We start from the raw sequence: 22,774 nt of genomic DNA on the forward strand, positions 1-22,774 counted from the left end.
ATGAAGTCAAAACGTCAATCGGTGTCGCCAAACGTGAATAATACATCGGTCTATCCTTGAAAATAGCGGTGGACATCACCGCAGGAACGTCACAAGACCTGCCAGCGCGGCGACGGCTGCCAGCAGGGAACTACGAAACAGCAAGCGGGGGGCATACGGCAGCAGCAGGGCCACCAGCAGCGCTCCCGCCCCGATGAAGCCCAGCCAGGCGACCACGCCGACGGTGGCGCTCCAGCCGGCCACGCAGGGCCAGATGGCCAGCGCCAGCAGGATGGCGCCCGCCAGTTGCAGCGCGCGCCGCACGTTCGGCGCCGCATCCCGGCCCCAGACCTGGCCATGGTGGCGGTCCATCGCCAGCGAGAGGCTGGCCATGCCCGCATACGACAGGCCCAGCGCACACAGGATGGTATTGATCATGACTGTCCCTCCGCATTGACTTGCAGGCTGGCCGAGGGCGCAGCGCTTTCCTTGGCAGCAGCCTTTTTCACCGGCTTTTCCTTGCGCTTGTGGACCTTCCACGCGCCCCAGGCGGCCAGCAGGCCGAAGGCCATGCTGCCCAGTTCCACGCCCGCGCTTTCCCAGTCGCCGCGCGCGACCTGCGCCGCCAGGTTGTCGCCCGTGCTCAGGACATTCAGGATGGGCAGCAGCAGGCACAGGGCCGCCAGCAAGCCCAGTTGCTCGATCCACGCGCGCTTTTCCGCGCGCAGGCAGGCGTGCACCAGCATCAGGAACCACACGCCGAAGAAGGCGCGCACTTCCCAGCCGGCACGGTGCTCGATGCCGACGGGGATCAAACGGTTGGCCCACAGGAAGCCCGCGCAGGCGATGGACAGGCCGGCAATCGCCGCCACGTTCAGGCAGGCGATGACGCGGTACACGCGCTGCGTGTAGGCGCCGAACTCGCCGCCGGACTTCTGGCGGCGCTTGACCATGAACAGGATGGCGCCCGTGCCCATCATGGCCGTGCCGGCCAGGCCGCAGAAGAAGTACAGCCAGCGCATGGGCGTGCCGCCGAAACCCACCATGTGCAGGTTCGACATGACGGAGCGCGTCAGGCCCGCGCCGCCCGTATCGGATGCGCCGGGCAGGCGCAAGGCGGTCTGCTCGCCCGTGGCCAGCGCATAGCAAGCCCTGCCCGTATTGGCGCTGAGGCGTTCCATCGTGTCCGTCTCTTCATTCCAGCCGTACATGCAGACACGCATGGAGGCGTCGTTCGGATTGTCCAGCACCACGGCGCGGATTTCCTGGCCGATGGCCTGCTCGGCGCGCAGCGCGAACGATTCCAGCGCGGGAATGGCCAGCGGCTGGCCCGTTTTCACGGGTTTGCCCGCATCGTTCCAGTCGGCCAGGAAGGCCTTCTTGGGATTATCCATGCCGTATTGCGCCGCCACGGGGGCCGGCACATAGTCATCGCTGAAGAATGCCAGGCCCGTGTAGGCGATCATGAACTGGAACGGCAAGGTGAGCACGGCCACCGCGTTGTGCGCGTCAAGCCACGAACGCTGGCCCTTGGCCGGGCGGAAGGTGAAAAAATCCTTGAAGATGCGCTTGTGCGTGATGACGCCGCTCACCAGCGCCACCAGCATGATCATGGTGGTGATGGCGACGATCCATACGCCGATGCGTCCCGCGTGCAGCTCGTAGTGAAAATCGACGAAATGGTGGCCGCCGATGGTTTCGCGCTCCGTTGCCTCGCGCGCATGCTCGATGACGGCACCCGTCAGCGGATCGAGATCCGCCGAGCCATAGCCGCCGCTGGGCTGGAACCAGTAGGCGGACAGGCCGTGGCCGGGACGCTGCACGGGCCAGATTTCCCACATGTCCGCCTTCGGGTGTTCCTTCGCCATGAAGTCGAGCGCCAGTTCCAGGCGTTGGCCACGGTCCGTGACCTTCGGCAGCGGCGGATCGTTCGCATGCGCCGCCTCTTCCAAGGCGTGTTCGGGCGTCATCCAGTGGCCGATCGGATCGTCGAAGACGGCCAGGGTGCCGGTCAGGAAGATGGCGAACAGCAGCCAGGAAATCCACAGGCCGCTCCACGTATGCAGCCAGGCCATGGCCTGGCGCAAGCCGCCCTGCTGCGGCGTCTTGACCACTTTGTCTACCTTGACGGCATTCATGCCACACCTCGCGACAGCAGCAGGCCGATGCCGCCGCAGACGATGGCCGGCAGCAGCATGCCGAGCCAGGCGCGGCGCAGGTCCTGCACGGCAAAGACCCAGATCACGGCGCAGGTGTAGACGACGAAGGCGCTCAGGGTCGCCGTCAGCACGGCTTCGGGGCGCGACAGCGGCAGCACGGCCGCCAGCAGCACGGCCACGCCGGACGTCAGCGCATAGCCGCCAAAAACGGCGGCAAGCACGCGCGAAAACAACATCATGTGGGCCGATTTCATCATCGCGGCGCTCCCTTTAGCACCAGCGTGGTCACGCCATCGCGGGCCAGGTTCAACTGCACATCCATAAGCCATGCATCCTTCATCAAGATAGATCATTCAAAGTTATTAAGTTATAGCTTGTAGTTCAAGGTCAGCATCAGGTTGCGCGGCGGGCCCACCAGGTTGCCGAGGACATCGGAGTAGATGCTCTGGTAATAGCGTTTGTCGAGCGCATTGTTGACGTTCAGGCGCAGCTCGGCGCGGCTGTCGATTTGCCACGCCGCGTTCAAGCCGAGGATCGCGTAGCGGCCCTGGCGCAGGTGGGCATCACCGTCCGTTGATTCCGTCGCGCCCTGCCCGTACACCGAGGCGCCGACGCGCCAGCCCTGCGCCGCGCCGGACAGGCGGTAGCTGGTGGCCAGCTTGAGCTGCTGGCGCGGATAGCGGCTATTGAAATCCTTGCCGATATTGGCCGGATCGCTGTCGCGCGTAAATTGCGCCTTCACATACGTAAAACCGGCCGACAGCTGCCAGTCGGGCGTCAGCGCGCCCGCCACGTCCAGCTCCACGCCTTCGCTGCGCACTTCGCCCGACGCTCGCTGGCAATAGCCCCACGTGCTGCCGGGGCAGGGATCCGGGCCGGTCAGGTCGTCCACGCCGCGGTTTTGCTGGCGGATCTGGAACACGGCCGCGCTGGCATTGAGGGCGCCGCCGAAGTATTCGCCCTTCACGCCCGCTTCATAGTTGGTGCCGCTGACCGGCTTCAAGGGCTGCCCCTTGGCGTCGGTGGACGCTTGCGGCTGGAATATCTCGGTCCAGCTGGCGTACACGGAATGCTGCTTGTCGAGGTCATACACGACACCGGCGTACGGCGTGAATTCGCGCGCCAGCGAGTAGCCGGCATCGTCCTTGTACCAGCTCACGCGCCCGCCCAGCACCAGCGACAGCGGGTCGGCCAGGCGCAGGCGCGTGCCTGCATACACGCCGCTTTGTTCGGTGATGCTGGCCGTGCCCCACTGCGCGTAGTTGATGACGGGGCGCGCCACGCTGCCCGCATCCCAGTGGAACGGGTCGATCACCGGCGCGCTATCTTGCCGGGTGTACGATGCCCAGCCCCCATAGCTGTTTTTCGACGAACGGCGGTGGCTGGCGCCGACCGTCAGCTCGTGCTCGCGGCCGAACAGGCTGTAGCTGCCGCTGGCATACGCGTCATAGCTGGTGTTGGCCAGTTCGGCGCGGTAGCTTTGCGAATTGAAGCGCAGGGTGCCGCCGCGGCGGTTGATGCCGGAAAACGTCGTGTCGATCTCGGGCGTCTTGCGCGTGGCCGCCAGCCTGGCTTTCCAGCCATTGCCGAAGCGGTGTTCCAGTTCGGCGAAAATGGTTTTATCCGTCTGGCGCCAGCCGTCGAAGTCGGTGCCCAGGTAGGTGGAGCGAGGCAAGTTCAAAAAGGTGCCGTCGGCGGCCGTCACCACGCCCGTCGCGACGCCGTCGTTATCGGTCTTGCGGTAGTGCGCGCCCACGGTCAACGTGGTGTCAGGGCGCAGGTCGGCCTCGATGATGCCGTACAGCTGGTGATTACGGCCATGCAGCACGTCGACAAAATCCTTCTTGTCCTGCACCGTGACGACCATGCGCCCGCGCAGGGTCTTCGCTTCGTTGAGCGCGTTGGCCGCATCCGCTTCCAGGCGGTAGTTGCTCCAGCTGCCGATGCTGGCCGAGAATGACGCCTGCGGCGTGGCCGTCGGGCGCTTGCGCACCATGTTGATGGCCGCGCTAGGCGTGCCGCTGCCCGTCATCAAGCCCGTGGCGCCGCGCACCACTTCGATGCGGTCATAGATGGCCAGGTCGTCATTGTCGCCATTGAAAGTGCCGTTCGCGCCCAGGCTGGTAGGCAAGCCATCGAACAGGATGTTTTCGATTGGAAAGCCCCGCGCGCTGAAACTGCCCGAATCGCCCGTAAAGTTGCCTTTTTGCATGACCAGCCCCGTGATCGACTGCACGGCGTCGTCCAGGGTGGTGATGCCCAGGTCGTCGATCTGCTGGCGCGTCAGCACGCTGACCGACTGCGGCGTCTCGCGCAGCGACAAGTTCAGCTTGGTTGCCGTATTGCTCACGCCCGTCGTATAGGAACCGCTGCCTTCGGTCGTCGCATCGCGCCCCGCCGTGACGGACACGCCAAGCATGGTTTGCTCGGCCGCGGGACTGGCTGGCGCCTGCTGCGCCAGCGCCGGCAGGCTGGCGGCCAGGCACAGGGCCGCGGCCGCTTGCGCCAGCGGACGCAGTGAAGAGTGAGATGATGGCAAACTGACAAAAGGCAAAGCGTGCGACATGAAAGTTCCTGATGGTGGTGTCATGAGACGGTGAAAAACAGGCGTCCTACCTTGTAGGTGCCGCAAGACTGCAAAACGGGCAGCCGGATGGAAAAATATTTTTATCGAACGCTACGGCGCCGGTTCGACGCTGACCCAGTACCGCGTGCGGCTGCGTACCTGCACCGGCAGCGAGTTGGGCAGCATGTTCAAAATGCGCTGCGTGTCGGCCAGCGGGAACACGCCCGACAGGCGCAGCTGGGCCACTGCCGGCGCACAGTCGATCACGCCGGGGCGGTAGCGGGCCAGGTCGGCCAGGAAATCGCCCAGGGTCACGTCGTCGACGATCAGCTGCCCGCGCGACCAGGCGTGCGCATACGCATCGATGGCGTGCGGCGCGTCCGCCGCATGGCGGGAAAAGGCTACGCCGCGCCCGGCCGCCAGCAGCATTGGCGCGCCAGCACCGTCGCGGGGGCGGATTTCAACGGCGCTTTCCAACACGTCCACGGTGCTATAGTCATCTTGCTGGCGCACGGCAAAGCGCGTGCCCAGCGCGCGCACCAGGCCTTCGCGCGTGGCCACCACCAAAGGCACGGCGCTGCCGGCACCGTGGCCGCTGGCCACGAGGATCTCGCCGGCCAGCAGTTCGATCAGGCGGCGGCTGGCGTCGAAACGCACGTTCACGGCCGATCCCGTATTCAGGCTGAGCACGCTGCCATCGTCCAGCACCACGTCGCGCCGCTCGCCTGTGGCCGTGCGGTAGTCGGCACGCAGGGCGCGCATGCCATCCCAGGCATCCGTCTGCGCGGCCAGCATGCCGCCGCCGGCCGCCACGCCCAGCCACGCCAGCAACTGGCGCCGCTTGCCGTTGACGGCTTGTTGCTGCGTGCCGGCCAGCGCCTGCGCGGCCGCACCGCGATGCAAGCCGTTGAAGCGCCGCGACACCGCGTCGATATGCTGCCAGGCCCGTTCATGTTCCGGGTCGGCCCCGCGCCAGCGCTGCCAGGCGGCGCGTTCCGCTTCGCTGGCCTCGCTGGACATCAGCACGGTCAGCCACTCGGCAGCCTGCTGCTGCACGTCCTCGCGGATGGCTGGCGGTGCCGCCGGCTCTGCCAGCTTGCTCATGCCGGCAGGGAGAAAAACACCTGGCGGTTGGCGCGCGTCAGGTATTGCTTGACCGAGCTGGCCGATACGTTCAGGCGCGCGGCGATCTCGGCATAGCTGAGACCTTCGAGCTGCGCCAGCAAGAACGCCGTGCGCACGGGAACCGGCAAGCCGTCGAGGGCCTGGTCGATTTCCTGCAGGGCTTCCAGCGCCAGCAGCCGTTCCTCGGGCGCGGGCGCCGTCTCGGGCGGCAGGCAAGCGAGCGCTTCCAGGTAGGCGTCTTCCAGCACTTGGCGGCGGTAGCGGTGCGCCACCAGGCGGCGCGCGACGGTGGCGAGAAAAGGCCGCACCTCGCGGATCTGCGGCGCGGAAGCGGCCGTCAGCACGCTGATGAAGGTGTCTTGCGCCAGATCCGCCGCGTCGCCCGCATTGCCCAGCTTATGCCGCAGCCAGCCCTGCAGCCAGCCATGATGGCTGCTGTAGAGCGCGTGCAGGTCCTGTTGCTGGGCAAAATCGGCGGCCGACATGGCATCCCTTTCCGGTCTGGCGCGGCGCGCCCACGAATGTAAATAAGAATTATTCTCATTTTAACCGTGTTTTTGACTTTCATGCAATCGTGGCGTTGGCAGAAATACCAACTAATTCAAAAGCCGGCCAACCGCCAGGCGCTGCAGCGCGGGACCGCCAGCCACCCGCGATAAGGTAAAATGACGGCCATCGTCCGGCTTTCGCCGCCCACTCCCAAGCTTTTCATTGCAGGTTCATCATGCTAGATAATCTCACCCAACGGCTTGCCAAAGTCGTCAAGACCATGCGCGGCGAGGCGCGCCTGACCGAAGCGAACACCGCCGACATGCTGCGCGAAGTGCGCCTGGCGCTGCTCGAAGCCGACGTCGCCCTGCCCGCCGTGCGCGAATTCATCGCCAAAGTCAAAGAAAAAGCCATGGGCGAGGATGTCATTTCCTCGCTGACGCCAGGACAGGCCCTGGTGGGCGTGGTGCAGCGCGAGCTGGCCGCCCTGATGGGCGCCGACCTGGGACCGGAAGCGTCGCAGATCAGCTTTGCGCAGCAGCCGCCCGCCATCATCCTGATGGCCGGTCTGCAGGGTGTGGGTAAAACCACCACCGTCGGCAAGCTGGCGAAGTACCTGAAGGAAGAAAAGAAGAAGAAAGTGCTGACCGTCTCGGCCGACGTGTACCGCCCTGCCGCGATCGCCCAGCTGCAATCGGTCACCGCGCAGGTAGGCGCCGACTTCTTCCCGTCCACCAGCACGGACAAGCCGGTCGATATCGCCCTGGCCGCGCTGGACTGGGCGAAAAAGCATTACCACGACGTGCTGATCATCGATACGGCGGGCCGTCTCGGTATCGACGAAGAGATGATGCGCGAAATTGCCGCCGTCCACGGCGCCGTGAAGCCGATCGAAACCCTGTTTGTCGTCGACGCCATGCTGGGCCAGGACGCCATCAACACGGCCAAGGCCTTCAACGATGCGCTGCCGCTGACCGGTATCGTGCTGACCAAGCTCGATGGCGACGCGCGCGGCGGTGCGGCCCTGTCCGTGCGCCACATCACGGGCAAGCCGATCAAGTTTGCCGGCGTATCGGAAAAACTCGACGGCCTGGAAGCGTTCGACCCGACCCGCATGGCCAACCGCATCCTGGGCATGGGCGACATCCTGGCGCTGGTGGAAGAGGCGCGCAAGGGCGTCGACAGCAAGGCGGCAGCCGACCTGGCGCAAAAGATCAAGGTGGGCGGCAAGTTCGACATGAACGACTTCAAGGCGCAACTGGGGCAAATGAAGAAAATGGGCGGAATGGCCAACCTGATGGACAAGCTGCCAGCCCAGTTCCAGCAGGCGGCAGGCGGCAAGAACATGGATCAAGCCGATAAACAGGTGCGCCGCATGTGCGGCATCATCGACTCGATGACGCCGCAGGAACGCGCCAAACCTGAACTGATCAAGGCCACGCGCAAGCGCCGCATCGCCGCCGGCGCCGGCGTGCAGGTGCAGGAAGTGAACCGCATGCTGACGCAATTCGAGCAAATGCAGACGATGATGAAGAAATTGTCGGGCGGCGGCATGATGAAGATGATGCGTTCCATGAAGGGCATGATGCCTGGGATGAGGTAGTGGAAGGCTTCAAAATCCGCTGCGCGGGGCGCCTTGCGGCCGGCGATGCTCAGCGCACCAGAGTGCGCTTGCGCTTCTCGGCCACAAATCATCCCCGCTCGCTGTGATTTTGAAGGCCTTTTTTACGCCGCGTGAGGCGTAGTTCAAGTCAAGAAACACCGTTATAAAATAATGCCGGATTGCATTTTCATGTGTCCGGCATCACTCTTCCCTCCCTCCGCAGCGCCCCTCCCCGCATAGCCAGCAACCATGCCATTTACGGGCAAAAACGCCGTTCTGCGCTCCCAAGCGGTGCGCCCGGGCGACAGCATTGCCATTTCCCTGCTTTTTCCTCGTGAAAACGTGAAAAACACTTGCATACAAGGTAAATCCACACCAATATTAGCCGTGCGATTAATTGCGCAATTTCCCATGTGTTTGTTAAGGAGGCTCGAAGATGGCAACAGCCAAAAAAACCCCAGTAGCAGCGCCAGCCAAAGCAGCAGCAGCCAAGCCTGCAGCCGCCAAGAAAGCAGCACCCGCAGCCAAAGCAGCAGCTAAACCAGCAGCGGCGAAGAAAGCGGCAGCACCGGCAACACCACGCAAGCCAAACGCAGCATTCATGAAAGCAATGACGCCATCGAAAGATCTGGCCGCCGTTGTTGGCGTAGCACCACTGCCGCGCACGGAAGTGACCAAAAAGGTATGGGATTACATCAAAAAACTCGATCTGCAAGATCCGGCCAACCGCCGCATGATCAATGCGGACGACAAGCTGAAAGCAGTTTTCGGCGGCAAAGCCCAAGTCTCCATGTTTGAAATGACGAAACTGATCTCCGATCATTTGAAATAATCAGATACGCACAGGGCGTTTTACGCCGTGTGAGTGCCCCGCCGCATGACTGCGAGCGGGGCATTTTTTTGGGATCAGTCCCTGCCGGGATCGGAATTCGCCCCACTGGGGCGCACTCCCCCTTCGGGTCTGACCCCAGCCTTCATCTGAACTCCCACTGCTTCCAAGCCGCCCTTACCGCGTTCGGATACTCGGCCTTGCCCCGGCTGCCGTTGTAGCGCCCCAGCGCCAGGTACAAATCGCCCTTCTCCATATCCAGGTACATGCGCAAAATCGCGCAACCGTAGCGCAGATTCGTCTGCATGTGGAACAGCTTGCTGCGGTCGCTGTCGCCGATGACGCCCGTCCAGAACGGCATCACCTGCATGTAGCCGCGCGCGCCGGCCAGAGAAACGGCATATTTGCGGTAGGCCGACTCCACCTGGATCAGGCCCAGCACCAGGGCCGGTTCCAGGCCCGCGCGGCGCGCTTCGTACCAGACGGTTTCCAGGAATTCCGTGCGCAACTGGGCGTCCGGCAGCTTGCGCTGCAGGCGCTGCGACATCTGCGCCAGCCATTGCTGGTAGCGCTGCAAGTCGGCGGGTGTGGCAAATTTGGGCTGCGGCGGACGCTCGTCGCGGATCGCATGCGACAGGGCCAGGCGGACGGAGTCGGCCAGCGCCTCCTCTTTCTGGTTGCCGGCCTGCGCCGGAGAGACGCAGGCCAGGCCAGCGGCCAGCGCGAGCGCGCCAGCCGCCTTGCTTACCGATAGGCGCTTCACTGCGCCATTTGGCCCTGGATGAAGGCGATGATCTCGTCCGGCGCAACGCCAGTGGCTTCCGCATCGCGGCGGCCCTGGTATTCCAGCTTGCCTTCTTTCAGGCCACGCTCGCCGATGACGATGCGGTGCGGCACGCCAATCAGTTCCCAGTCAGCAAACATCGCGCCTGGGCGCAGGCCGCGGTCGTCGACGATGACGTCCACGCCAGCGCCTTGCAGGGCCGCGTACAGCTTCTCCGTCTCTTCCTTGACCAGTTCGCTGCGGTCCATGCCCATCGGGCACAGCACGACTTCGAACGGTGCGATCGACGCAGGCCAGATGATGCCCTTGTCGTCGAAGTTCTGTTCGATGGCGGCGCCCAGGATGCGCGTCACGCCGATACCGTAGCAGCCCATCTGCAGTGGCGCAGGCTTGCCGTTTTCGTCGAGGAAGGTGGCTTTCATGCTTTCCGAGTACGCCGTACCCAGCTGGAACACGTGGCCCACTTCGATGCCGCGCTCGATGGCCAGCGCGCCCTGGCCGTCCGGCGAAGCGTCGCCGGCGACGACATTGCGCAAGTCGGCCACGATGGCAGGCTCGGCCACGTCACGGCCCCAGTTGGCGCCCGTGTAGTGGAAACCGGCGTCATTCGCGCCGCAGACGAAGTCGCTCATGTGGGCGACCGTGCGGTCCGCCACCACGGTGACGGGCGCTTTGGTGCCGATCGGGCCCAGGTAGCCAGGAATGGTGCCGTAGACTTCCAGGATTTCCGCTTCCGTCGAGAAACGGTGACCGGCCAGGCCGGCAACCTTGCCCACCTTGATCTCGTTCAATTCATGGTCGCCGCGCAGCAGCAGCATGAAGTGCTGTTTCGTGACTTTGTCGTCCTTGCCCGTCGTTTCCACCGTCAGGGCGATGGTTTTCACGGTGCGCGACAGCTCGATGCCCAGCAAGGCGGCCACGGTTTCGCACTTGACGGTGTCCGGCGTGGCCGTTTTGGTCAGCGCCTGGCTGGCGGCCGGGCGCTCGCCCGCTGGCGGCAGCGCTTCGGCCGCTTCCATGTTGGCGGCGTAGTCGGAGGTCGGGCAGTACACGAGTGCGTCTTCGCCCGTGTGGGCGATGACGTGGAATTCATGCGAACCGGAGCCGCCGATGGCGCCGTTGTCGGCAGCCACGGAACGGAATTTCAGGCCGAAACGCGTGAAGATACGCGTGTAGGCGTCAAACATGACCTTGTACGACGCCTGCATGCCGGCCAGGTCGCGGTCGAACGAATACGCGTCCTTCATGGTGAATTCGCGGCCGCGCATCAGGCCGAAGCGGGGGCGGCGCTCGTCGCGGAACTTGGTCTGGATGTGATAAAAGTTCAACGGCAGCTGGCGGTAGGACTTGATTTCCGTGCGCACGACGTCCGTGATGACTTCTTCCGACGTGGGCTGGATCGCGTATTCGCGGCCGTGGCGGTCTTTCACGCGCATCAGTTCGTCGCCCATCTTGGTCCAGCGGCCCGTTTCCTGCCACAGCTCGGCCGGCTGCACGAGCGGCATCAGCAGTTCGATGGCGGCGGCTTTGTTCATCTCGTCACGGATGATGGCTTCCACCTTGCGGATCACGCGCAAGCCCATCGGCATGTAGGTATAGATGCCGGAACCGAGGCGTTTGATCATGCCTGCACGCATCATCAATTGGTGGCTGACGATTTCCGCGTCAGAAGGTGCATCTTTAAGTGTGGAAATAAAAAAACGGGAGGCGCGCATAACGGTGAATTCTTTTTAAAAAGAGAGGGTTATAATCAACCTAATTTTAAAGGATTAGCTGGCTGATGCGTCCATACTTTACACAAATGCGCTCAATTGGTGCGATTCCGGCGCTTTTCGCACCCCGAAAAGGTCACCGGCTTGCGAAGTTGTGGGTAATTATGTAAAAAAGGACGCACTGTCGCAGAAAGTTTGAGGTGCATTATGCTCGACCGTGAAGGGTTTCGGCCCAACGTCGGCATCATCCTGCTAAACGCCCAGAACGAGGTGTGGTGGGGCAAGCGGGTGCGCGAGCACTCATGGCAGTTTCCGCAAGGCGGTATCAAATATGGCGAAACACCGGAACAAGCCATGTTTCGCGAACTTGAAGAGGAAATCGGACTCAGACAGGAACACGTCAAAATTGTCGGCCGCACCCGCGACTGGCTGCGCTATGAAGTGCCAGACCACTTCATCAAGCGCGAGATTCGCGGCCATTACCGTGGCCAGAAGCAGATTTGGTTTCTGCTGAGAATGTGCGCGCGCGACAACGACGTCAATCTGCGCCTGACCGACCATCCCGAGTTCGACGCCTGGCGCTGGCATGAATACTGGGTCCCGCTCGATGTCGTCATTGAATTTAAACGCGATGTGTACCAGCGCGCCTTGCAGGAGCTGTCCCGCTTCCTGACCTGGCCCGTGCATGGCAACGCACAGCAAGCGCACCGCCACACGTCGCGCTACCTGCGCCAGCCCCATGCGCCACGGGCACAGGACGGTGCGGCACTGGCCAAGCCTTGCGACGGCATTGCCGCCGAAGGGTGTACGCCGGAGCTGATCTTGCCGGGCAAGGGGTAGTCCGCCGCAATGAACGCACGCTCCCACGCAAAAGGGGCAGCCTGAACAGGCTGCCCCTTTTTTCATGCCGGCAAGAAACTCCCCTGCCGGTCAGGCTGACTTAGTTTGCTGCCGGCGCTGGCGCAGCGCTTGGCACGTCGAGCGTAATCGCCTTCAAGCCCAGGATATTGCTGCTGTAGTGGCGGATCTTGTTGGCCAGGGCCGGGTCATTGTTCAGCTTTTGACCGTACGACGGCACCATTTCCACCATCTTCGCTTGCCATTCCGGCGTGGCCAGACGGCTCTTGAATGCCGTTTGCAGCACCTTGATCATGATCGGCGGCGCGGTCGAGGCGCCTGGCGAGGCACCCAGCAAGGCAACGATGCTGCCATCGGCGGCGCCGACGACTTCCGTGCCGAACTGCAGCAAGCCGCCTTTGACGGGGTCATCCTTGACGATCTGCACGCGCTGGCCGGCGTTTTGCAGGGTCCAGTCTTCCATCTTGGCGTTCGGCAAGTATTCGCGCAGGGTCTTCAAGCGGTCTTCCGGCGTGTTCATGACCTGTTCCACCAGGTATTTCGTCAGTGGAATATTGTCGTAACCGGCTTGCAGCATCGGTTTCACATTGCCCGTGCCGATCGAGGCAGGCAAGTCGATCCACGAGCCGTTTTTCAGGAACTTCGTCGAGAAGGTGGCAAACGGACCAAACAGCAGGGCTTTCTTGCCATCGATGATGCGCGTGTCCAGATGCGGCACGGACATCGGCGGCGAACCGACGGACGCCTTGCCGTAGACCTTGGCCGCATGCGCCGCCACCAGTTCCGGGTTGGTCGTCACCAGCCATTGACCGCCCACCGGCACGCCGCCGTAGCCCTTGGCTTCAGGAATGCCCGATTTTTCCAGCAGCGGCAGCGAACCGCCGCCGGCGCCGATGAAGACGAACTTGGCGCGCATGGTTTTTTCCTTGCCGGCAGCCAGGTCTTTCACCGTCACGTTCCATACGCCGTCGGCGCCGCGCTGGATGTCTTCCACCTGGTGGCGCAGGTGCAGGACCATGCCGTGGCTGTCCGTCAGGTATTTCACGAGGCCGCGCGTGAGGTTGCCGAAATTGACGTCGGTACCGATTTCCATGCGCGTCGCGGCCACTTTCTGGCCCTTGTCGCGGCCTTGCATGACCAGCGGCGCCCATTGCTCGATCTGCGCCTGGTCTTCCGAGAACAGCATGCCTTTGAACAAGTTTTCCTTTTGCAGCGCAGCATAACGCTTCTTCAAAAAGGCAATATTGTCGTCACCCCACACAAAGGCCATGTGCGGCACGTTGTTGATGAAGGTCTGCGGCGCGCCCAGATGCTTATTAGCTACCTGATAAGCCCAGAATTGCTTGGAAATTTCGAATTGCTCGTTGATGGCAACGGCTTTCTTGGTCTCGATGCTGCCATCGGCCGCTTCCGGTGTGTAGTTCAGTTCGGCAAACGCCGAGTGGCCCGTGCCTGCATTGTTCATCGCGTCCGAGCTTTCGGCCGCCACGGAATCGAGGCGCTCGACCATTTCCATCGTCAGCGAGGGATCGAGTTCCTTGAGCATGCTGCCCAGGGTGGCGCTCATGGTTCCGGCGCCGATCAGCAGCACGTCGACCGGTTTTTCGGACGAGGCCGGAGGGGTCTTGTTACATGCCGCCAGGATCAGGCACGACATCAAAAGTAATAGCGATTTACGCATTCGTAACTCCATTTTTGGATACTGAAGGATGATTCTTGCGCGCCACCGTGGCGGCACCATCGCTGTGTTGAATGAAAAACAGCCAGCCAGCCGGAACGCCAGGGCGGCCGGACAGGTCAAGGTCGATGGTGATAGGCATGCTGCCGCGCTCCGGGATAAGCCAGGAGCGAGATCTGGTGGCAAAGGTGCGGGCAATGGAAGCACGGAATGGCAACAAAATCGCCATCGTGTCCAGTGCAAATATCAAGAGCGGCGATTTTATCACCGTTATTTGCTGCCGCCGGGCCGTGGCGGTAGTGGATAATACTTACTGCAGGGTATTAAATTGCGGTGACTTTCGGGTCATGCCCGCGGCCGCCAGACGGCAAAAAGGGCATCCTCGATGCCCTTGCTTGATGTACGCGGTACAATGCCGGCTGCCCTTTAGCCATAGTCCTTCAGCCATGTTCAACCCCTCTTCCGACGACGTGCGCCGCTTCTTTTGCGACACCTTGCGCAAGCACCGCGCCCATGAAATCCTCACGCCGATGGAAGCCATCGCGCTCGACTGGATCCTCGAACACCCCGAGTATGAAAACGAGCTCTCCGATGTCGAAGCGGCGCTGGCGCGCGATTACTCCGTCGAAGGGGGCCAGGCCAATCCCTTCCTGCACCTGTCCATGCATCTGTCGATCACGGAGCAGGTACAGGTGGACCAGCCGCGCGGCATCCGCCCGGCCGTCCAGCAACTGACCCAGCGCCTCGATTCGGCCCATGCGGCCCAGCACGAAGTGATGGAATGCCTGGGCCAGATGATCTGGGCTTCACAGCGCTCGGGCTTGCCGCCCGATACGGACGCGTATATCGACTGCGTCCGCAGGCGTTAACCGGGCTACACCGCTGAAGGCTGCAGTACTGCTGCCTTCGGCGCCTTGCCCATCAATCCCAGCACCACCTGCAATGCCATGGCGACGGCGCCGACGATGAAGACCACGTCGCCGAAGGTGCGTATCCAGCGCAGGTTCTGCAACAAAGGCTGCTGCATGAAGCCTTCGCTGCGCGCATACCACAGGCCTTCCGTCACGCTGGCGTGGAACTGGATGATGCCAATCGGCAACAGGCTGGTAAAGATCATCAGCGCCAGCCCCCCGTTCAAGCCCCAGAACGCCGTCTTCATCAAGGCAGGGCTGAAGCCGTAGTCGGGCCGCAGATAGCGCAGCACCAGCAAGGTAAAGCCCAGCGCCAGGAAGCCGTACACGCCGAACAGCGCCGCATGCGCATGCACGGGAGTCGTGTTCAGGCCCTGGATGTAGTACAAGGCCACGGGCGGATTGATCATGAAGCCCAGCACGCCCGCGCCCAGCATGTTCCAGAAGGCGACGGCGACAAAGCACATCAGGGGCCAGCGCAGGTTTTCCATCCACGGCGCGCGTTCCTTCAGGCGCCAGTTTTCCCACGCTTCATGCCCCAGCACGATCAGCGGCACCACTTCCAGCGCGCTGAAGCTCGCGCCAATGGCCATCACGGGCGTGGTGGTGCCGGCAAAGTACAGGTGGTGAAACGTGCCGGGAATCCCGCCCAGCATGAACAGCGAGGCCGACGCCAGGCTGGCCGTCGTGGCCATGCGCACCGATACCAGACCCAGGGTCGAGAAGATGAAGGCCAGCGCCGTGGTGGCGAAGACTTCAAAGAAGCCCTCCACCCACAGGTGCACCACCCACCAGCGCCAGTACTCCATCACCGATAAATGCGTGCGTTCGCCGTAGAACAGGCCGGCGCCATAGAACAGCCCGATGGCCCCCACGGACGCGGTCAGCAGCGCCAGCAGGTTCTTGTCGCCCCCCGGCTGGCGCAGGGCGGGCACAACGCCGCGCAGCATCAGCACGAGCCACAGCAGGATGCCGATGAATTTGCCGATTTGCCACAAACGTCCCAGGTCCACATATTCATAACCCTGATGACCGAGCCAGAAATTCCATTCGGGCGGCATGACTTGTGCAATCGCAAGGTAATTGCCGATAAATGAGCCGACGACGACCGCGACCAGCGCCCAGAACAGCACGTCGACGCCGAGGCGCTGCCACTTCGGGTCCTTGCCGCCATTGATCAGTGGGGCGAGGAACAGGCCGGCGGCCAGGAAGCCCGTGGCGATCCAGAACAGCGCCGCCTGGATATGCCAGGTGCGCGTGAGCGCATACGGGAACCAGCGCGACACGTCGATGCCGTAGAACTGCTGCCCTTCCACCGTGTAGTGCGCCGTGAAGCCGCCGATGAAGACCTGGAAGATGAACAGCGCTACCACCAGGAACAGGTATTTGCCCAGTCCCCGCTGCGAAGGCGTCAGCGCGAAAGTGGTGAGCGGGTCGCGCGGACCGGCGGCCGGCAGCGCTTCGTCATGGTCGCGCAAGAAGGCCCAGCCCCAGACGAGGAAGCCCACGCCGGCCAGCAGCACCACCACGCTAGCGACCGACCAGACCAGGTTTTCGCCGCTGGGCTGGTTGCCGATCAGCGGTTCGTGCGGCCAGTTGTTCGTATAGGTCACTTTCTGGCCAGGGCGCTCGGTGGCGGCGGCCCACGCCGTCCAGAAGAAGAACTGCGTCATCTGCGCGCGCCGCGCGGCGCTGGGCAGGGTGTTTTCCTTCATGGCGAAATGCTCCCGGCTGGCGTGCAGCGCAGGCGCGTCCGAGAACAGCTGGTCGTAATAGTACGCCGTGCTGGCGATGGCTTGCACGCGGCGCGCCGACAGGCGCAGCACTTGCGCCTCATCGACCCGATTGCCGCGGTATTCCTGCTTGAGCGCTTCGCGCAGCGCCGCCTGCGCGGGGCCGTCGAGCGCCGCGTACGCCTTGCCATGCTGCTCTTGCGCTGCCAGTTCCAGCCAGGCCGTCAATTCGCGGTGCAGCCAGTCGGCCGTCCAGTCGGGCGCCTGGTAGGCGCCGTGGCCCCAGATGGAGCCCAGCTGCATGCCGCCCACGGATTGCCAGGCCGTCTGGCCGTCGAGGATGCCCTCGCGGTCGAACAGCTGCCTGCCATCCTGCGCCAGCACTTGCGCGGGAATCGGCGGCGCCTGGCGATACACTTCCGTGCCGTAATAGCCGAGCAGCGAAAACGTCACGATCAGCACACCGATCAGGGTGAACCAGAGTTTTTTGTAGGGACCCATGGGTCTTTCCTTTGTCAGTGCACCACGGCCGGCGCGAAGCGCTCGAACAGGATATTGTTTTCAGTATGGATGTGCGCCATCAGGTCTTCGCGGAAGGTGCGCAAGCCCGTGTACAGCGCGCGCCAGGTGGTGCAGGCGCCGCCAGGTGCGGTGATATCGTTCGTCATCGCCTCCATCGCGCGCAAGGCCACACCATGGTCGTCGTGCTCCATGCGCATCACGTTGATGGGCGCGCCGGCGCGTGGACCCTGGCCGCGCACGATCATGGGGAACAGCACGTCTTCCTCCTTGCGCATATGGCTTTCCAGTTCCTGCGCCATGGCCGACAGGTGTTCCGCCAGCCCGTGCGGACAGTCGGCGCGGTCGCCATGCACCTGCTCGACCTTGCGCGCCAGGCGTATCAGCTCGGGCAGCTGCTCGCGGTGCACGGCGTGGTAGCGCGCCAGGATGTGTTCCACCAGCTCGGTGGCCGGGGCGTCCTGCCAGTCACGCGCGCCGCTGGCGTCAATCCGTCCGGCCAGCACTTCCAGTTCCTTGACGATGGGCGCCGTGTCCACGCCGGCCGCTTCGGCGGCGGCGCGCAGGGTCTTGTTGCCACCGCAGCAGAAATCCAGGCGGTGCGCATCGAACAGGCGCGTGGCGCCAGGGATGCGGCGGGCCAGCTGGCCCAGGGATTGTTCGATCATTTCCATAGCAGTTCCTTGATGAATGGGGGGGTTGTTTTATTGGACGGCGCCCGCGTGGTAGACGCCGGGCACGGCTTCGCCAGTCACTTCCAGCACGCCCACAGCGCCCTTGCCGGCGCGCGACAGCGCATGGTCGACCAGCAGATAGCTGCCAGGGTGCTGTACCTTGAGTTCGACGATGGTCGCGCCGCCCGGCGCCACCAGCGTGGTTTGCACGTCGTTTTTCGGGCTGCTGATCGAGCCTTCGCTGTACACCTTGTCGAAGATCTCGCCGATGATGTGGAACGACGAAATCTTGTTCGGGCCGCCCACGCCGAAATAGATGCGTACGGTCTCGCCGACTTTCGCCTGCAATTTGTGCGTCTTGCTCAGGGCGCCCACTTCGCCATTGAAGACGTAGTAGTCGGGCAGTTCATTGGCCATTTTTTCCAGGTTCGGTTCCTGATGCACGGGGGCGCCGTGCGGACGGCCCGTATACATCTCGCCCTGCATCACGTAATACTCGCGGTCCACTTTCGACAGGCCGCCTTCCGGTTCGACCAGGATCATGCCGTACATGCCGGCCGCGATATGCTGCGGCACCAGCGGCGTGGCGCAGTGGTAAACGAACAGGCCCGGATTGAGCGCCTTGAAGGTGACCGTCTTTTCCTGCCCCGGCGCCACCTGCGTGTGCTGTCCGCCGCCATGGCCGCCCGTCACCGCGTGCAGGTCGATCGAATGGATCATCTTGCTGTCCCTGGCGTTGAACAGGGTCAGTTCCACCGTGTCGCCCACCTTGGCGCGCAGCATCGGGCCCGGTACTTGCCGGTTGAAGGTCCAGTAGGTAAAACTGGTGCCGTCATCGAGCTTGCCAGGCAGTTCCACCGTCTCCATGCGGTATTTCAGGGTTTGCGGCGCGCGCGCACCGATGGCGGAAGGCACCTGCGCCGGATTGGCGGCCACGCTGACGGCCGATGGATCGGGGCCGCGCATCGGCGACGGCGCGGGCGTGTACAGGGCCAGCGCGGCGGCCTGGCTCGATTCGCCCGCTGCGCTGCCGGCGCCGGCGGCCTTCGGTGCCCCGGCTTCAGCCAGCGAAGTGCCGGCGACTTCCAGCTTGCCTTCCATGCCGATCTGGCGGTGGCCGGGAATCGAGCAGTAATAGGTGAACGTGCCGGCGCGCGTGACCTTGAAGCGCACGGTGGTGCTGCCGCTGTTGGCGCTGAATTTGGCGGAGGCCACGTTGAGTTCCGGGATCAGCAGGTCGTGCTCGGCGCCTTCGCCGCTTTTCAGCACCAGTTCGACCGTGTCGCCCACCTTGGCCGCCAGCACGGGGTTGACCTGGCCCTTGGCGTCGATGAAGACCATCTTGCCGTCGACGATATTGGTTTGCAGCTCATAGCGCTTGAGCGTCGCAGGCGCGGCTTTGGCCGCAGTGGCGGCGGCGCTGGCCGGCAGGCTCGCCTGGGCTTGCACGGACAGGGGCATGGCCAGGACACAGACGGCGGCGGCAATGGCGCGGAGGGAGGGAGTCGTTTTCATCAGGCTTTCCTTGGTCTTGTATGCCGGTTTGGCACCCTTACCTAGGCAAACCGTGTGCCAGGAAAAACTTGTTTTAAATCAATGATTTGAAAAATGCAGGGTCGGTATGACCCTTTTCAAGCGTGGTCCGTTGTACCCTGCATGGTACTTATGACCACCACCGCCATCCACCTGCTGCTGCTCACCGACCTGGTCGCCGACCTGCCCGTGGCCGTGCGCCTGCAGCGCCTGGTCGGCAGCCTGCGCGCGCACTTCGGCTGCGAGGCCGTGGCCTTGCTCAAGCTCGATGGCGAGCACCTGCGCCCCGTGGCGATGGCCGGCCTGGCCAGCGACGCGCTGGGACGCCGCTTCGCCGTCGCCGACCATCCGCGCCTGGCCGCCATCCTGCAGCGGCGCGGCGTGCTGTGCTTCCATCACGACAGCTCCCTGCCCGATCCCTACGACGGCCTGATCGCCGAGCGGGCCGGCGAACCGCTGCCCGTGCACGACTGCATGGGCATGGCGCTGGACCTGGAAGGCGAACGCTGGGGCGTGATCACGCTCGACGCGCTGCGGGTGGGCACCTTCGACGGGCAGGCGCAGCGCGACCTGGGCGAGCTGGCCTGCGCCATCGAGGCGGCCGTGCGCGTCACGCGTCTGGAGACGGAAATCCGCGCCCTGCGCCTGTCGGGCGGCGCCATGCTGGCCGATGCGCAGGCGCCGCGCGAGGAACACGATTTCGTCGGCCAGAGCAGCGCCATCACGCACTTGCTGCACGAATTGCAGGTGGTCGCCGATTCCGAGCTGCCCGTGCTGCTGCTGGGAGAGACGGGCGTGGGCAAGGAATTGTGCGCGCACCGCCTGCATCGGCTATCGCGTCGCGCCGGCAAGCCATTGATCCACGTCAATTGCGCGGCCTTGCCGGAATCGCTGGCCGAGAGCGAATTGTTCGGCCATGTGCGCGGCGCGTTTTCCGGCGCCGTCAGCGACCGGCCCGGCCGTTTCGAGGCGGCCGAAGGGGGCACCCTGTTTCTCGATGAAGTGGGGGAATTGCCGCTGTCGATACAGGCCAAGCTGCTGCGCACCTTGCAAAATGGCGAAATCCAGCGCCTGGGCGCGGACCGGCCCCGCCGGGTCAACGTGCGCGTGATCGCCGCCACCAACCGCAGCCTGCGCGAACATGTGCGCGACGGCTCGTTCCGTGCCGATCTGTACCACCGTTTATCCGTGTATCCCGTGCCGATTCCGCCCCTGCGCGAGCGAGGCAATGACGTGCTGCTGCTGGCCGGCGGTTTCCTGGAACTGAACCGCGCGCGCCTGGGCCTGCGCAGCCTGCGCCTGTCCGCCGCGGCGGAAAACGCCTTGTGCCACTACCGCTGGCCGGGCAATGTGCGCGAACTGGAACATGTGATCAGCCGGGCCGCGCTGAAAGCCGTGATCCGCGGCGCGGACCGCAAGGACATCGTGACCCTGGAAACGGATATGCTCGACCTCGATGCGCTGGAAGCGCCGGCCAGTACGGACGCGCTGCTGCCGGCGCCGGCCGCGTGCGGCACGCCGGCGGCGCCGCTGCTATCGATGCATCAGATCGTCGAAGCGAGCCAGCGCCAGGCCATCCGGCAAGCGCTGGCGTTACATCAGGATAACTGGGCCGCCGCGGCGCGGCAACTGGGACTCGACGCCAGCAATTTGCACAAGCTGGCGCGCCGGGTCGGACTGAAGAACACCTAACCAAACCTACTGCGCGTCGGTATAGGCAACCTGCGATGCTCACTGTGCTTCAGCACAGTTCCGCGTCTCGGCCGCCTCTCCCTTCCGCTCGCTACGGTTTTGTCAGGTGTCAGAACAACCAATCAATCCGGCGCTAAAACTCAGCGGTGGGTCACAAGTGTGGTCGGCAGGCTGTGCAGGTAAGCGGCCAGATCCTTGATGTCCTGGTTGCTCAGCGGTTTCACCTGGCCCGTCATGATGGCGTTGTTGCGGCCGTTGGCCTTGTCGCCCCGTTTATACGCCGTCAAGGCGTGTTCCAGGTAATCCCTGTGCTGGCCCGCCAGCTTCGGGTAGGACGGGTCGATGGGCGAACCGTAATCCTTGCCGTGGCAGGTGGCGCAGCTGTATTTTTCGGCCAGGGCCTTGCCCGTGTTGATATTGCCGGCGGCGCTGGCGGAAAACGAGACGGTGGCGCAAACGAGGGCGGCGAGTAATTTTGTCATCTGGCTGGTCCTCAGTTCGGCTTGGCTTGTTGCGCATAATACGCGGCGACATCGGCGATATCCTGGTCAGACAGGCTGCTGGCGATGCCCTTCATGCTGGGGTGCTTGCGGTCGCCCTTCTTGTAGGCTTGCAGCGCATTCTCGATATATTTTGCCGGCTGGCCGCCGATCATCGGCACCTGGAACACTTCGGGGAAGGTCGCCTTGTAACCGGGGATGCCGTGGCAGCCGATACACATTTCCACCTTGGCAGGGGCTGCCTTGGCGTTTCCTACAATGTCAGCCGCTGTGACGGCATTTGCTATGCCGGCAAGCACGAGAAGTGCAAATATTTTTTTCATAGTGGCAATGTGAACAAAGGTAATCGGAGAAACGCCAGAGCTGGTTTTTATTGATTTTATGTGTTGACAATTAAGGTTGACAATTAATCTGCTGCTTGCCGATTCTAGCCAAGATATTCTTGCAAGTCCACCTATAAAACCCGCATTGTAGGCAGGCAGGCACAGGCCGTCCGCGTGACGCTGCGCCACAGTTCTGTTTATACTCACCATTTCCCTACTTTGGCAGACCGCTCATGCAAGCACAGCACCCCCAGCAAGGCCAACGCTTCGAAGGTTCCGACAGCTATGTCGCCACCGCCGACCTGAAACTGGCCGTGAATGCGGCGCTGACCCTGCAACGCCCGCTGCTGATCAAGGGTGAGCCCGGCACGGGCAAGACCATGCTGGCAGAGGAAGTGGCCGCCGCGCTGAACATGCCGCTGATGCAATGGCATATCAAATCGACCACCAAGGCGCAGCAGGGCCTGTACGAATACGACGCCGTGTCGCGCCTGCGCGATTCGCAGCTGGGCGACGAGCGCGTGCGCGACATCCAGAACTACATCGTCAAGGGCGTGCTGTGGCAGGCATTCACGGCACCCGAGCCGGTGGTGCTCCTGATCGATGAAATCGACAAGGCCGACATCGAATTCCCGAACGACCTGCTGCGCGAACTGGACCGCATGGAATTCTATGTCTACGAAACGCGCGAAATGGTCACGGCGCGCCATCGTCCGCTGGTCATCATCACCTCGAACAACGAAAAGGAATTGCCGGATGCCTTCCTGCGCCGCTGCTTCTTCCATTACATCAAATTCCCGGACAAGGACACGATGGAGCAGATCGTCGCCGTCCACTACCCGCACCTGAAACAGGAATTGCTGGCGCAGGCGCTGCAAACCTTCTATGAGGTGCGCGACGTGCCGGGCCTGAAGAAAAAGCCGTCGACGTCGGAATTTCTCGACTGGCTCAAGCTCCTGCTGGCCGAAGACATCCCTGCCGAGGCGCTACGCAGCAAGGATAATAAAGCCGTCGTGCCGCCGCTGCACGGCGCGCTGCTGAAAAACGAGCAGGACGTGCACCTGTTCGAGCGCCTGATGTTCATGTCGCGCACCAACCGCTAAGGAG

21 protein-coding genes are annotated in these 22,774 nt (G+C 63.4%); 6 read left to right on the plus strand and 15 right to left on the minus strand.

All coding sequences use genetic code 11. The features are described 5' to 3' along the window. Positions 1–75: 75 nt before the first annotated feature. The 6 genes from IGS61_RS06800 to IGS61_RS06825 form a co-directional block, all read right to left on the minus strand. Positions 76–417 carry a DUF3325 domain-containing protein gene (locus tag IGS61_RS06800; RefSeq protein ID WP_096237848.1) on the minus strand — a complete coding sequence of 114 codons (342 nt, stop codon included), beginning with the start codon at positions 415–417 and terminating at the stop codon, positions 76–78. Then, entirely contained in the window at positions 414–2,117 is a 1,704-nt protein-coding gene (locus tag IGS61_RS06805; protein WP_230538900.1) for a PepSY-associated TM helix domain-containing protein, read from the minus strand. Before IGS61_RS06805 ends, IGS61_RS06800 begins: the two co-directional genes overlap by 4 nt. Beyond that, positions 2,114–2,395: a hypothetical protein gene (locus IGS61_RS06810; RefSeq protein WP_230538901.1), complete on the minus strand. Its 282-nt coding sequence runs from the start codon at positions 2,393–2,395 to the stop codon at positions 2,114–2,116. Before IGS61_RS06810 ends, IGS61_RS06805 begins: the two co-directional genes overlap by 4 nt. A gap of 110 nt (positions 2,396–2,505) precedes the next feature. Further along, complete coding sequence (locus tag IGS61_RS06815) at positions 2,506–4,704, minus strand: TonB-dependent siderophore receptor (RefSeq protein ID WP_230538902.1); 2,199 nt, start codon at positions 4,702–4,704, stop codon at positions 2,506–2,508. A 111-nt stretch (positions 4,705–4,815) separates the two neighbouring features. Beyond that, on the minus strand, positions 4,816–5,808 hold the full coding sequence (locus IGS61_RS06820; RefSeq protein WP_230538903.1) for a FecR domain-containing protein: 993 nt from the start codon (positions 5,806–5,808) through the stop codon (positions 4,816–4,818). Beyond that, positions 5,805–6,314, minus strand: coding sequence for a sigma-70 family RNA polymerase sigma factor (locus IGS61_RS06825; RefSeq protein ID WP_230538904.1), 510 nt, complete (start codon positions 6,312–6,314; stop codon positions 5,805–5,807). Before IGS61_RS06825 ends, IGS61_RS06820 begins: the two co-directional genes overlap by 4 nt. A gap of 239 nt (positions 6,315–6,553) precedes the next feature. Between IGS61_RS06825 and ffh the strand changes: the two genes are divergently transcribed. Further along, positions 6,554–7,921, plus strand: a complete 1,368-nt coding sequence (gene ffh, locus IGS61_RS06830) for a signal recognition particle protein (RefSeq protein ID WP_034746567.1) — start codon at positions 6,554–6,556, stop codon at positions 7,919–7,921. Positions 7,922–8,357: 436 nt separating this feature from the next. Beyond that, positions 8,358–8,753, plus strand: coding sequence for an SWIB/MDM2 domain-containing protein (locus IGS61_RS06835; protein ID WP_230538905.1), 396 nt, complete (start codon positions 8,358–8,360; stop codon positions 8,751–8,753). A gap of 142 nt (positions 8,754–8,895) precedes the next feature. Here the strand turns inward: IGS61_RS06835 and IGS61_RS06840 are convergent, their stop codons facing one another. Continuing rightward, entirely contained in the window at positions 8,896–9,513 is a 618-nt protein-coding gene (locus IGS61_RS06840) for a lytic transglycosylase domain-containing protein (RefSeq protein ID WP_230538906.1), read from the minus strand. Then, on the minus strand, positions 9,510–11,249 hold the full coding sequence (locus IGS61_RS06845; protein ID WP_230538907.1) for a proline--tRNA ligase: 1,740 nt from the start codon (positions 11,247–11,249) through the stop codon (positions 9,510–9,512). Before IGS61_RS06845 ends, IGS61_RS06840 begins: the two co-directional genes overlap by 4 nt. A gap of 204 nt (positions 11,250–11,453) precedes the next feature. Between IGS61_RS06845 and IGS61_RS06850 the strand changes: the two genes are divergently transcribed. Next, complete coding sequence (locus tag IGS61_RS06850) at positions 11,454–12,086, plus strand: RNA pyrophosphohydrolase (RefSeq protein ID WP_076566319.1); 633 nt, start codon at positions 11,454–11,456, stop codon at positions 12,084–12,086. A gap of 100 nt (positions 12,087–12,186) precedes the next feature. Here the strand turns inward: IGS61_RS06850 and mqo are convergent, their stop codons facing one another. After that, positions 12,187–13,785: a malate dehydrogenase (quinone) gene (gene mqo / locus IGS61_RS06855; protein ID WP_230538908.1), complete on the minus strand. Its 1,599-nt coding sequence runs from the start codon at positions 13,783–13,785 to the stop codon at positions 12,187–12,189. After that, positions 13,778–14,050 (minus strand): hypothetical protein, encoded by a 273-nt coding sequence (locus IGS61_RS06860; protein ID WP_230538909.1) that lies wholly within the window; start codon positions 14,048–14,050, stop codon positions 13,778–13,780. The genes mqo and IGS61_RS06860 overlap by 8 nt, the downstream gene beginning before the upstream one ends. A 178-nt stretch (positions 14,051–14,228) precedes the next feature. On the opposite strand from IGS61_RS06860, the gene IGS61_RS06865 reads away from it, so the two are divergent. Next, positions 14,229–14,651: a DUF1841 family protein gene (locus tag IGS61_RS06865; protein ID WP_070218599.1), complete on the plus strand. Its 423-nt coding sequence runs from the start codon at positions 14,229–14,231 to the stop codon at positions 14,649–14,651. Positions 14,652–14,656: 5 nt separating this feature from the next. Here the strand turns inward: IGS61_RS06865 and IGS61_RS06870 are convergent, their stop codons facing one another. Genes IGS61_RS06870 through nirK form a run of 3 tightly spaced genes read right to left on the minus strand, consistent with a single transcriptional unit; the run spans position 14,657 to position 19,134 of the window. After that, complete coding sequence (locus IGS61_RS06870; protein WP_230538910.1) at positions 14,657–16,927, minus strand: nitric-oxide reductase large subunit; 2,271 nt, start codon at positions 16,925–16,927, stop codon at positions 14,657–14,659. Positions 16,928–16,941: 14 nt separating this feature from the next. Continuing rightward, complete coding sequence (ytfE, locus tag IGS61_RS06875) at positions 16,942–17,619, minus strand: iron-sulfur cluster repair protein YtfE (RefSeq protein WP_230538911.1); 678 nt, start codon at positions 17,617–17,619, stop codon at positions 16,942–16,944. Between the two features lie 30 nt (positions 17,620–17,649). Continuing rightward, positions 17,650–19,134, minus strand: coding sequence for a copper-containing nitrite reductase (gene nirK / locus IGS61_RS06880; RefSeq protein ID WP_230538912.1), 1,485 nt, complete (start codon positions 19,132–19,134; stop codon positions 17,650–17,652). Between the two features lie 150 nt (positions 19,135–19,284). Here nirK and norR point away from each other — a divergent pair, with 150 nt between their 5' ends. After that, positions 19,285–20,844 carry a nitric oxide reductase transcriptional regulator NorR gene (gene norR, locus IGS61_RS06885; protein WP_230538913.1) on the plus strand — a complete coding sequence of 520 codons (1,560 nt, stop codon included), beginning with the start codon at positions 19,285–19,287 and terminating at the stop codon, positions 20,842–20,844. A 140-nt stretch (positions 20,845–20,984) separates the two neighbouring features. Here norR and IGS61_RS06890 read toward each other — a convergent pair whose 3' ends face one another. Continuing rightward, positions 20,985–21,326: a c-type cytochrome gene (locus tag IGS61_RS06890; RefSeq protein WP_230538914.1), complete on the minus strand. Its 342-nt coding sequence runs from the start codon at positions 21,324–21,326 to the stop codon at positions 20,985–20,987. A gap of 11 nt (positions 21,327–21,337) precedes the next feature. After that, entirely contained in the window at positions 21,338–21,667 is a 330-nt protein-coding gene (locus tag IGS61_RS06895; RefSeq protein ID WP_046684254.1) for a c-type cytochrome, read from the minus strand. A 233-nt stretch (positions 21,668–21,900) separates the two neighbouring features. Here IGS61_RS06895 and IGS61_RS06900 point away from each other — a divergent pair, with 233 nt between their 5' ends. Further along, the gene (locus IGS61_RS06900) at positions 21,901–22,770 is read left to right on the plus strand and encodes an AAA family ATPase (protein WP_219888207.1); all 870 of its coding nucleotides are present in this window, start codon (positions 21,901–21,903) and stop codon (positions 22,768–22,770) included. Positions 22,771–22,774 lie beyond the last annotated feature (4 nt).

Origin of the sequence: Janthinobacterium sp. FW305-129 (assembly GCF_020858115.1) — a bacterium.
GTDB lineage: Bacteria > Pseudomonadota > Gammaproteobacteria > Burkholderiales > Burkholderiaceae_D > Janthinobacterium.